10 protein-coding genes are annotated in these 11,103 nt (G+C 65.8%); 9 read left to right on the forward strand and 1 reads right to left on the reverse strand.

Annotation, left to right across the window (positions count from 1 at the left end; translation table 11 throughout):
- Positions 1–119: 119 nt before the first annotated feature.
- The 5 genes from QK291_RS03365 to QK291_RS03385 all read left to right on the forward strand — a co-directional run bounded on the left by QK291_RS03365 (position 120) and on the right by QK291_RS03385 (position 4,057).
- On the forward strand, positions 120–986 hold the full coding sequence (locus QK291_RS03365) for a universal stress protein (RefSeq protein ID WP_282379151.1): 867 nt from the start codon (positions 120–122) through the stop codon (positions 984–986).
- Between the two features lie 101 nt (positions 987–1,087).
- The gene (locus tag QK291_RS03370; protein ID WP_282379153.1) at positions 1,088–1,771 is read left to right on the forward strand and encodes a hypothetical protein; all 684 of its coding nucleotides are present in this window, start codon (positions 1,088–1,090) and stop codon (positions 1,769–1,771) included.
- Positions 1,772–1,968: 197 nt separating this feature from the next.
- On the forward strand, positions 1,969–3,180 hold the full coding sequence (locus QK291_RS03375; protein ID WP_282379155.1) for an inorganic phosphate transporter: 1,212 nt from the start codon (positions 1,969–1,971) through the stop codon (positions 3,178–3,180).
- Positions 3,180–3,401 (forward strand): hypothetical protein, encoded by a 222-nt coding sequence (locus QK291_RS03380; RefSeq protein WP_282379157.1) that lies wholly within the window; start codon positions 3,180–3,182, stop codon positions 3,399–3,401. The genes QK291_RS03375 and QK291_RS03380 overlap by 1 nt, the downstream gene beginning before the upstream one ends.
- A gap of 104 nt (positions 3,402–3,505) precedes the next feature.
- Positions 3,506–4,057, forward strand: coding sequence for a dihydrofolate reductase family protein (locus QK291_RS03385; RefSeq protein ID WP_282379159.1), 552 nt, complete (start codon positions 3,506–3,508; stop codon positions 4,055–4,057).
- 64 nt (positions 4,058–4,121) lie between these two features.
- On the opposite strand, the gene QK291_RS03390 is transcribed toward QK291_RS03385, so the two are convergent.
- On the reverse strand, positions 4,122–4,586 hold the full coding sequence (locus QK291_RS03390; RefSeq protein WP_282379161.1) for a hotdog fold thioesterase: 465 nt from the start codon (positions 4,584–4,586) through the stop codon (positions 4,122–4,124).
- Between the two features lie 19 nt (positions 4,587–4,605).
- Between QK291_RS03390 and polA the strand changes: the two genes are divergently transcribed.
- The 4 genes from polA to QK291_RS03410 all read left to right on the forward strand — a co-directional run.
- Positions 4,606–7,449 carry a DNA polymerase I gene (gene polA / locus QK291_RS03395; RefSeq protein WP_282379163.1) on the forward strand — a complete coding sequence of 948 codons (2,844 nt, stop codon included), beginning with the start codon at positions 4,606–4,608 and terminating at the stop codon, positions 7,447–7,449.
- 74 nt (positions 7,450–7,523) lie between these two features.
- Positions 7,524–8,813 carry a GNAT family N-acetyltransferase gene (locus QK291_RS03400; RefSeq protein WP_282379165.1) on the forward strand — a complete coding sequence of 430 codons (1,290 nt, stop codon included), beginning with the start codon at positions 7,524–7,526 and terminating at the stop codon, positions 8,811–8,813.
- Between the two features lie 199 nt (positions 8,814–9,012).
- Positions 9,013–10,494, forward strand: a complete 1,482-nt coding sequence (gene rpsA / locus QK291_RS03405) for a 30S ribosomal protein S1 (RefSeq protein WP_282379167.1) — start codon at positions 9,013–9,015, stop codon at positions 10,492–10,494.
- Positions 10,495–10,920: 426 nt separating this feature from the next.
- Positions 10,921–11,103: hypothetical protein (locus tag QK291_RS03410; protein ID WP_282379169.1), on the forward strand; the 183-nt coding region annotated here is incomplete at its 3' end.

The following is an 11,103-nucleotide window of genomic DNA, read 5'->3' on the forward strand; positions in this document are numbered from 1 at the left end:
TAAGGCCCTAACCGGGGGTCAGGGCCCGGCGCACACTGAAGTGTCGGCGGACTCTCGGGCTGCCGCCCGGATCATGGCCTTGCAGAACTGACCGCGCCAGGAAAAGAGCAGGAGTCAGAATGAATAAACCAATTGTCGTCGGTTTCAACGCATCAGCCGGCAGTGAGGCCGCGCTGACGTGGGCCCTCCAACGGGCAGGCGGCTACAAGCTTCCGGTCACCATCATCCATGCCGTGGACGACCGCTGGATGTCCCCGGATTTCCAGTACCACGAGCTGATCAGGCAATCGGGCATGGACCTGCTCCAGAAGGCGCAGGCCAGCGCCGCCGAGCAGGCGCCGGACGTGAAGGTGGACATCCAGTTACGTCATGGCAGCGGCGGATCGGTCCTGCGCGAAGTGTCGAAGGAAGCATCCATCGTGGTCGTCGGCGAGCACGACAGGCACTGGATGGACGGCGGTCCGCTGACGGACCGTGCCCTGCAGATCGTCTCCGCCTCGGAAATCCCGGCGGCGGTGATCCCGTTGAAGCGCGGGAGTGACCACGGCGTTGTGGTCGGCGTGGACGGCTCCGAAGAATCCCTGCAGGCAGTGGACTTCGCCGCGGCGGAAGCAGACCGTGGAGGCGACGAGCTAACGGTAGTCCTCGCCTTCCGGCGGCCCGGCCGCTGGATCGAGAGCCAGTTGCCGAAAAGCGGACTCGCCGAGACCCTCCTCGAGGAGGACCGGATCGTCCTGGCCGAATCCGTGGCCGGACTAGGCGATAAGTATCCGGACCTCGTCGTCCACCAGAAGCTCGAGACCGATACCGAACCCGCCAAGGCACTGGTCGAAGCGGCCAAGGACGCCCGGCTCCTCGTGATCGGCAGCCGCGGACGCGGCGGCTTCTCCCGGATGGTCCTCGGGTCCACAGCGCACGCCGTACTGCTCAACCTGCCGTGCCCAACCATCGTCACCCGGTTGCACAAGGTCAAGCACAAGGACTGAGCGGCAGAGGAATAAGGCCCGCAGGACAGTCCTCTTTAGCGAGGGGGCTGGCCTGCGGCGCGACCCTTGAGCCTGCCCGGGACGGATGCGAGGACGATGCCGTGGAGCCCATCTTGGATTTTGTCGGTCACTTCTGGTGGCTCATCTTCCCCCTGAGCGGCCTGTTCGGCGGCTGGGCCCGTTCCTGGTCCAAAGCCAGCGAACAACGGCACCGGCGACGGGTCGAGCTCTATAAGCTCCGGAACCATGCAACCGAACTGGAAGAGGCCGGCCGGTCCCAGGTCCGGCAGCTCATGGACGGCCACGACGCCGTCAACGGCCGCTGGCTCGACTACGAGCTTGACGTCGGGAAACTCATCGACTTCCCGGTCATGACCGATCTGCGCGAACCCTTGACCGTGGCGTTCCTGCGGGCCAAGCGGACGGCCGACAGCCTGCGGCCGGGAGCGCCGGAGGACGTCACGACGGCGGCCCGGCTGGGGGAGTACCGCGAGGCCGTTCACAGCTTCGAACTGGCTTTCGACATTGCGGAGCGGGAAGCCCGGCGGATCAAGGACAGCAAGTTCACCGGACCGGAGCGGGATCGCCTCGCCACGGCGCGCAAACTGCTGCGGATCGCTTCGGATGGTGCCGCGACACCCGCGGAGCGGCAAACCGCGTACAAGCGTGCGCGGCACGAACTGGACGGGCTTATTGTGCTGCCGGACGCGACGCTCGCCGCGCTTGAGCAGACGGTCGCCGGAATGATCGGTGCGGGCGGAAAACCCGATGTCCACCAGGGCTGACGGCAGCGGGCACATGTGCGCAGACCCCCGGGGAAGCGCCCTTTCAGGTCGTTTTGCACTGCTCCCTTTCCCCCGTACGATTTAGGACGTCGAGCTACTTTGCTGAACGCTGCACTCCCTCCCGGTAAATCGTGGATGAATCGTGCGGCAACGGGGAATGGAACTTCTGACCGTCGACTCTGCAGATTGGGCAACAGGTGGAAATCACCATCATGGTGGCGCTGGTAATAACGCTGGCGCTTTTTTTTGACTTCACCAATGGATTTCATGACACGGCCAATGCGATGGCCACGCCCATCGCGACCGGCGCCATCAAACCTAAAACGGCTGTTGCCCTTGCGGCGGTGCTGAATCTGGTGGGGGCATTCTTGTCCACGGAAGTGGCGAAGACCGTGTCGGGCGGCATCATCAGGGAAGGTTCTGACGGTATCCAGATCACGCCGGACATCATCTTTGCCGGTCTGATGGGCGCCATCCTCTGGAACATGATCACCTGGCTGAAAGGCCTTCCGTCGAGTTCCTCGCACGCACTTTTCGGCGGCCTGATCGGGGCGGCCATCGCCGGCATCGGCATCCACTCAATCAATTTCGAAAGCCTCATGCAGAAGGTGATCCTCCCGGCAATCTTCGCGCCGATCATCGCCGGGGCAGTTGCATACCTCTGCACCAAACTGGCCTACGCGCTGACCTCCCGCCACGACCCGGAGACCGGCAGTAAGCTCACACAGAAGCGCGGCGGCTTCCGCAACGGCCAGGTCTTCACGTCCAGCCTCGTGGCCCTGGCGCACGGCACCAACGACGCACAAAAGACCATGGGCATCATCACTCTGGTACTGATCGCCGCTGGCACCCAGGCGCCTGGTTCCGGACCGCAGTTCTGGGTCATTGCCTCCTGCGCCTTAGCCATCGCGATCGGCACGTACTCCGGCGGCTGGCGGATCATCCGCACCATGGGATCCGGGCTCACCGACGTCAAGCCCGCCCAGGGCTTCGCCGCCGAAAGCAGCACGGCGTCCGCGATCCTCGCGTCCTCGCACCTGGGCTTTGCACTGTCCACCACCCAGGTGGCCTCCGGCTCCGTGATCGGGTCGGGCATGGGCCGCCGCGGCACCACCGTCCGCTGGGGAATGGCCGGAAAGATTGCGATCGGCTGGCTCTTCACCCTCCCTGCCGCCGGGCTCGTGGGCGCCCTCACCGCCATGCTGGTGCAAACCGGCGTCGCCGGCGTTGTCATCGCCGCCGTAGCCGGAACCGGTGCGGTGCTGTACATGTTCCTCCACTCCAAGAAGTCTCACGTCGGACACCACAACGCCGTCGGGGTTCAGGAAGCCGGCGCCGCCGTGCGCTTCCGCAAGAAGAAAGCCCTCGCCGTCAGCCGCACGTACAACAAGCCGAAGGACGAACTCTGATGAAGTGGCTGGAACTCGTTCAGGTGGCCGGGGCAACGCTTGTCTCCGCAGTGACCGTCGTGGTCCTGTACTCCCTGGGCGTCCGCCTCACGGCCACCGCCGGCGACGTCAGCGAAAGAAAGCCTGCCTGGCTGCGGCCGCTCGCCTACGCGTGCTTCGCCCTGTGCGGACTGGCCGTGCTGTTCGGGCTGTACCTGATCATTCCCTACTTCAGCAAGTAGCCTCCGGAATTCCGTGCCGTGCGCCGGCGCACGGCACGTCCGGGGCCCGCACCGCCGGGGCCCGGAGGATGGGCACCCCGGCCGGGATTGGCTAGGCTGGGCCCATGTCTGGATTCCAGTATTTTGTCGCGTCCTCGCTCGACGGGTTCATCGCCACCGCCGATGACCAACTGGACTGGCTGCTCCAGTTCGACGGGTTCGCCGGGGGCAAGGACAGCTACGACGCCTTTATGGCCGACGTCGGCTGCATCGTCATGGGGGGCGACACCTACGCCTGGCTGAGGAAACACGAACTCGGCAACTGGCCGTATCCCGCCACACCGTGCTGGGTGTTCACGCACCATGAGCTCGCCGCCCCCAAGGATGCGGACGTGACCTTTGCCCGCGGCCCGGTGGCCGAATTCGTTGCGGACCTCAGGGCAGCAGCGGGGGGCCGGAACGTCTGGATCGTCGGGGGAGGGGTCCTGGCAGCCCAGTTCGCGGACGCCCGTGCGCTCGACGAGATGATCATCTCGATCATTCCCGTGGTCCTTGGCAGCGGCAAGGCTGTGCTGCCCCTGAAGGGCCCGACGGCGCCGCTGGAGTTGCTGTCCTCGCACACCATGGGGCGGGGCATCGTGGAGCTGCGGTACCGGTTCGGGCCCGCCCCGGCGTAGCCTACGCCCGCGCACCGCCCGCGCGGGCGGTGCCAACCCGGGGCGGAGCCCACGCTCGCAGAACCTAGCCGGCGGTGTTGCGGATCAGGTTGGTGATGCGCGCCGTGGACAGCCGCCGGCCCTGCTCGTCCCTCATGACGATCTCGTGCGTGGTCAGCGTGCGGCCAAGGTGGATCGCCGTGCACGTGCCGGTCACGATGCCGGCGGTGATGGCCCGGTGATGGGTCGCGCCGACCTCAATCCCCAGTGCCTGCCGATTCGGCCCGGCGTGCATGCCGGCAGCAAACGACCCCAGCGTCTCGGCCAGGACCACGTGGGCGCCGCCGTGCAGGATCCCTGCCACCTGGGTGTTGCCTTCCACCGGCATGGTGGCGACCGTGCGCTGAGGGCTCATCTCCAGGAAACGGATCCCCATCTTCACCACCAGGGCCCCCACGCCGTATTGCCCCAGCCAGTCGTGCATGTCCTCGGGAATCCCGGCAGCCGCCAGTTCGGCCGCGAACGGGCCCGGCGTGAAATTGTCCTTCATGGGAACTAGGCTGGCACCTGTGAGCGAAACTACCAAACCGGCCCTTGCCCCCCTTCCGGCAGACAGCGCAGCAGACATTCTCCCGGCCGCTGAGACCGAATCCGTGATTGCGGCCACGCCCGTCCGGAAATCCAGCCGGGCAGCGGAGTCGGTTTCCGCCACCGTGGCGCCCGTCATTCCCATTACGGACCAGCCGCGCCTTCTGGTCCTCGACGGGCACTCCATGGCGTTCCGGGCGTTCTTCGCCCTGCCCGCGGACAAGTTCTCCACCGCGACGGGCCAGCACACCAACGCGATCCACGGGTTCACGTCCATGCTCATCAACCTGATCAAGGAGCAGAAGCCGACCCACGTGGCCGTAGCCTTTGACGTCTCGGACGACACCACCCACCGCAAGGCCGAGTACAGCGAGTACAAGGGCGGACGCAACGAGACCCCCCGGGAGATGAGCGGCCAGATTGACCTCATCGACAAAGTGATGGGCGCCTGGGGCATTAAGACCATCAAGATGCCCGGCTATGAAGCTGATGACATCCTGGCAACGCTCGCCGCAATGGGTGAAAAGGCAGGCTTCGAGGTACTCCTCGTCTCGGGCGACCGTGACGCCTTCCAGTTGATTACGGACAACGTTTTTGTGCTGTACCCCAGGAAGGGCGTCAGCGACATCCCCAGGATGGATGCAACGGCCATCCAGGAAAAGTACTTTGTCAGCCCCGCCCAGTACTCGGACCTCGCCGCCCTGGTGGGGGAGTCCGCGGACAACCTTCCGGGCGTCCCCGGCGTCGGCCCCAAGACGGCGGCCAAATGGATCAACCTGTACGGCGGGCTGGAGGGGGTCCTGGCGAACCTCGAAGCGATCGGCGGAAAAGTGGGGGAGTCCCTGCGCGAAAACGTGGACGAGGTCAAACGGAACCGGCGGCTGAACAGGCTCCATACGGACCTCGACCTCCCCGTGACGCTGGACGAGCTCGCGGATCCGCGGCCGGACCAGGCCGCCCTCGAGGACCTGTTCGACGCCCTCGAATTCAAGACCATCCGGACCCGGCTCTTCGCCCTCTACGGCAGTGAGGTTTCCGAAGCAGAGCGGGAAAGCCTCGACACCCCGGACTTCGTGGTCCCCGCCGGCGCCGCCGAACTGACCGCTTTCCTCGAGTCCGGGGCGGGCAAGCGTTCGGCCGTCGCCGTCGACCTCGTGCCCGGCAGGATCGTTGAGGATGCCGCCGCCCTGGCCATCGTCCATGACAACGGGGCCGCCTACATTGACCTCGCCAGCCAGGACGCCGCCGCCGAGAACGTCCTGGCCGGCTGGCTACGGGACACCGGCGCGGCCAAAGTCATGCATGGCTACAAGGCGGCACTCAAGGCCCTCTCCAGTCGGGGCCTGGGCCTGGAAGGCGTGGTGGACGACACCTCAATATCCGGCTACCTCATCCAGCCGGACCGCCGCAGCTATGAACTCGCCGAACTGGCCCAGCACCACCTCAACCTCAGCGTCTCGACCGAGGCTGCCAAGGCCGGCCAGCTTGAGCTGGCGTTCGACGGCGATGACGCCGCCGCTGCCGGTGGGCTGGTCCACGTGGCCGCCGTCGTCGGGGCGCTGAGCCGGTACTTCGAGACGGAACTGGCCGAACGCAAGGCCCAGGACCTCCTGACCACCCTCGAGCTGCCTGTCAGCCGCGTCCTTGCCGACATGGAACTCGCCGGAATCGCCATAGACATGGCCCGCATGGACGAACAACTGGCGGATCTCGCCAAGGTGATCGACAACGCCCAGGAGCTTGCCTTCGCGGCGATCGGCCACGAGGTGAACCTCGGGTCTCCCAAGCAGCTGCAGACCGTGCTGTTCGAGGAGTTGGGGCTGCCGAAGACCAAGAAGATCAAGTCCGGCTACACCACCGACGCAGCGTCGCTCAAGAACCTGCTGGAGAAGACCGGGCACGAATTCCTGGTCCAGCTCATGGCGCACCGCGAGTCCTCGAAATTGCGCCAGATGCTGGAGTCGCTCAAGAAGTCCGTCACCGACGACGGTCGGATCCACACCACCTACGCGCAGAACGTCGCAGCCACGGGCCGGATCTCCTCCAATAACCCGAACCTGCAGAACATCCCCATCCGCAGCGAGGAAGGCCGGCGCGTCCGCGGCATCTTCGTGGTCAGCAAAGGCTATGACTGCCTGCTGTCCGCGGACTACTCGCAGATCGAAATGCGCATCATGGCCCACCTTTCGGGCGACGCCGGGCTGATCCAGGCCTACAAGGACGGCGAAGACCTGCACCGGTTCGTGGGCTCCAACATCTTCCATGTGCCCACCGACCAGGTGACCAGTGCGATGCGTTCGAAGGTCAAGGCCATGTCCTATGGCCTTGCCTACGGTCTGACCTCGTTCGGGCTCTCCAAGCAGCTTCAGATTTCCGTCGACGAGGCGCGGACCCTCATGAAGGAGTACTTCGACCGGTTCGGCGCCGTCCGCGATTACCTCCGCGGCGTGGTGGACCAGGCGAGGATCGACGGCTACACCTCCACCATCGAAGGGCGCCGCCGCTACCTCCCGGACCTCACCAGCACCGACCGCCAGCTGCGCGAGAACGCGGAGCGCATCGCGTTGAACTCGCCCATCCAGGGCTCAGCCGCGGATATCATCAAGCGGGCCATGCTGGGCGTTTCCGGGGCCCTGGCCGAACAGGGCCTGAAATCCCGGATGCTGCTGCAGGTCCATGATGAACTGGTCCTCGAAGTGGCCCATGGCGAGCGGGATGCCGTGGAGAAGCTCGTGACCGAGCAGATGGGCTCGGCTGCCCGGCTGACCGTTCCGCTCGACGTCCAGATCGGCGTCGGATCCAGCTGGTACGAGGCCGGGCACTAGTCATCCAGCCAGCGCGGCGCTGGGGTCCCCTCCGGGGTTCCCGGGGACCGCAACATTTTCAGGGGGAGCAACTCGTGGCAGAAAAGTACGAAATCCGGCGGTTCCGCGCGGCCAAAAAGGGCCAACCGGACTTCGCGCTGGGAGTCGCCTGGCTGCGCGGTGTCGGCGTCGGGTTCTACGACGAGCGGCACAAGGACGAATTCGTCGACAAGGTCATGGCCATGTACCGGACGGACAACCGGGAGATGACCGGGGTCTACCAGACGGGCACCGTCGCCGCGCGCTCCCTGGCGGCCGACATTCCGGTGGCCACCTTCGGGACGCTGCGCAAGCACCTGAACGTCGGCTACGGCCGGCAGCTCGAGGCGCAGCTGATCACCGCTGTGACCGTCCGCGGCACCCACCGCCGGCAGGGACTCCTGCGCCGGATGATGACCGAGGACCTTGCCGCGTCGCGGGCCGACGGCCTCGCGATGGCTGCCCTGACAGCATCGGAGGCCTCCATCTACGGCCGGTTCGGCTTCGGCGTCGCAACGTTTGAGCGCAGCATCAAGGTCAACACCGGACCGCGGTTCCGGCTGCGGCACACCCCGACGGGTTCCGTGGAGATCGCCGACCGGAAGGTCCTGCTGGAACTGGCACCCGTGGTGTTCGAACGCGTCCACCGGGCGACCCCGGGTTCCCTCGTGCGGCAGGACGCGTACCGGCAGCGGAGCTCGGGCACACTCGGCCAGGACGGCGCGGAGGACGAGTCAATCCGGTGCGCGCTGCACTACGACGCCGACGGCGCCGTGGACGGCTATGTCGCCTACAAGTTCTCCGGGTGGGACACCAAGCCTCCCGCCATGGAGATCATCGACCTCGTGGCGGCCACCAAGTCCGGCTACCTGGAGCTGTGGCAGTTCCTCGGCAGCCTTGACCTCATCGACCGGGTCGCCTGGGCCGAGGCGCCCGTGGACGATCCGCTGGCGTGGGCCCTGGAGGACCCGCGCTGCATCGAGTCCAGCGAAAACGGCGACATGCTCTGGCTCCGGATCCTCGACACGGCCAAGGCCCTGGGCGCACGGCGCTACTCCGCCGACGGCAGCCTGGTGCTGCGCGTCACCGACACCCTTGGGTTCGCGGCCGGCGTGTTCACCCTGACGGTGCGTGCCGGCGAAGCCAGCGTCGCGGCGGCCCCGAACGGCGCCGACCCGGAGCTGTCCCTCGACGTCGCGGAACTCGGATCCATCTATCTGGGCGCCGTCTGCCCGGTGACCCTGGCCGCCGCCGGGCGGATCACCGAGCACGCGCCCGGGGCGGCGCTGACAGCGAGACTCATGTTCGCCGTCGAGCGCGCACCGCACTGCCTGACGCATTTCTAGGCGGATCCGGGCCGACCCGTTGCGCTTTGACCGGTGTTCCCGGATACGACTAGACTAAACGGGCGTGTACTACGTGCGCGCATCTACAATCCACAAATCAGGATGACCCGGCGATATGCCGTGTTCTGAGCCCGTGTCGCCGACGCGGGCGCAGCGGTTTGCCTGACCGACTAACTATCCACAACGGAGCCCCTACTACATGACCATCACCTCCACCGAGAAGCCCGGTACACCCGTAGTCGCCATTAACGACATCGGTACCGCTGAGGACTTCCTCGCAGCAGTCGACGCCACCATCAAGTACTTCAACGACGGAGATCTCGTCGAAGGTACCGTCGTCAAGGTCGACCGCGACGAAGTTCTGCTCGACATCGGTTACAAGACCGAAGGTGTCATTCCCTCCCGCGAGCTGTCCATCAAGCACGATGTTGATCCCGGAGACGTCGTCTCCGTTGGCGATCTCGTCGAAGCCCTGGTGCTCACCAAGGAAGACAAAGAAGGCCGCCTGATCCTCTCCAAGAAGCGCGCTCAGTACGAGCGTGCCTGGGGTGACATCGAGAAGGTCAAGGAAGAAGACGGTGTCGTCACCGGTACCGTCATCGAGGTTGTCAAGGGTGGTCTTATCCTCGACATCGGTCTGCGCGGCTTCCTGCCCGCATCCCTCGTCGAGATGCGCCGTGTGCGCGACCTTGCTCCGTACATCGGTCAGAAGATCGAAGCCAAAATCATCGAGCTGGACAAGAACCGCAACAACGTTGTGCTGTCCCGCCGTGCGTGGCTCGAGCAGACCCAGTCCGAGGTCCGCTCCACGTTCCTCAACAAGCTGGAAAAGGGCCAGGTCCGTCCCGGCGTCGTTTCCTCCATCGTCAACTTCGGTGCCTTCGTGGACCTGGGCGGCGTAGACGGCCTCGTTCACGTTTCCGAGCTGTCCTGGAAGCACATCGACCACCCGTCCGAGGTTGTCGAAGTCGGCCAGGAAGTCACCGTCGAGGTTCTCGAGGTCGACCTGGACCGCGAGCGCGTTTCCCTGTCGCTCAAGGCCACGCAGGAAGATCCGTGGCAGACCTTCGCCCGCACCCACGCCCTTGGGCAGGTTGTGCCGGGTAAGGTCACCAAGCTGGTTCCGTTCGGCGCGTTCGTTCGCGTTGAAGACGGCATCGAGGGCCTGGTCCACATCTCCGAGCTCGCCGTGCGCCACGTTGAGCTGGCCGAGCAGGTTGTCTCCGTTGGCGACGAGCTGTTCGTGAAGGTCATCGACATCGACCTCGAACGCCGCCGCATCTCGCTGTCCCTCAAGCAGGCCAACGAGGGCGTCGACGCCGAGTCCACCGAATTCGATCCGGCTCTCTACGGCATGGCCGCTGAGTACGACGAAGAGGGCAACTACAAGTACCCGGAGGGCTTCGATCCGGAGTCCAACGAGTGGCTTGAAGGCTACGAGACGCAGCGCGCCGCCTGGGAGCAGCAGTACGCTGATGCCCAGACCCGCTGGGAAGCCCACAAGAAGCAGGTTGCCCAGCACGCTGCCGACGACGCTGCAGCTGCAACGTCAGGTGAGAGCGACTCCGGCACCACCAGCTACTCCTCCGAGCCGGCTGCAGCCGAGACCAACACCGGTGGCGGCACGCTCGCTTCCGACGAGGCGCTTGCAGCACTGCGCGAGAAGCTGACCGGCAACTAATTGCCTCCGGTCCTCGGGGAGCCCGCTTCCTGAGGTTTGGCAGTTGGTAGCTTGAAGTAGCACCGTGAAGGTGGCCGTCCCTGCGGGGGCGGCCACCTTTTTCGTGGGGCATGCCCCGCGGGTGCCTGCCCGGGTGGACATGCCCAGTGGTGCACGGCTATCCGAGGTGGACATGCCCATTCCTGGCCTCGATCCATGGACATAGGGGCACTATGTCCAGTCCCGGGACTGGACGCGGGGCATGTCCCGTCATGCGTCTCCGGTGTGCCAAGGAGAATGCCCTCTCTTGCCTCCGCAGCGTGGACACAGTGGCGTTTTGTCCAGCCCCGGGTCCTTGCGCTGGGCATGTCCCGAGGTCCCGAACTGAGGCCGCCTGGTGCGTGGGCTTCCGCCGAGGCAGGGTCTCGACGGCGATACACCATCGAGGTGGACGCCGTTGACGCCCTGAGCGCCGAACTTGCGAGCGGCGGCGTCGGGCTCCTGAACGGAGGGATGGACAAACTGGGGGGACCCGAACGGCCAGTGTCCGTGATCCAGACGGCCACATCGGAGAAATTGCGGCCGGGGCCGCCGGAGCCGCCGGAGCCGGGGGAGGGCATGTCCAGTCGC

Source organism: Arthrobacter sp. AL12 (assembly GCF_029960645.1).
GTDB lineage: Bacteria > Actinomycetota > Actinomycetes > Actinomycetales > Micrococcaceae > Arthrobacter.

Coding starts and splice junctions, on each gene's coding strand:
- QK291_RS03365 (WP_282379151.1), top strand. CDS start 120: ATGAATAAACCAATTGTCGTCGGTTTCAACGCATCAGCCGGCAGTGAG.
- QK291_RS03380 (WP_282379157.1), top strand. CDS start 3,180: ATGAAGTGGCTGGAACTCGTTCAGGTGGCCGGGGCAACGCTTGTCTCC.
- QK291_RS03385 (WP_282379159.1), top strand. CDS start 3,506: ATGTCTGGATTCCAGTATTTTGTCGCGTCCTCGCTCGACGGGTTCATC.
- QK291_RS03390 (WP_282379161.1), bottom strand. CDS start 4,586: ATGAAGGACAATTTCACGCCGGGCCCGTTCGCGGCCGAACTGGCGGCT.
- rpsA (WP_282379167.1), top strand. CDS start 9,013: ATGACCATCACCTCCACCGAGAAGCCCGGTACACCCGTAGTCGCCATT.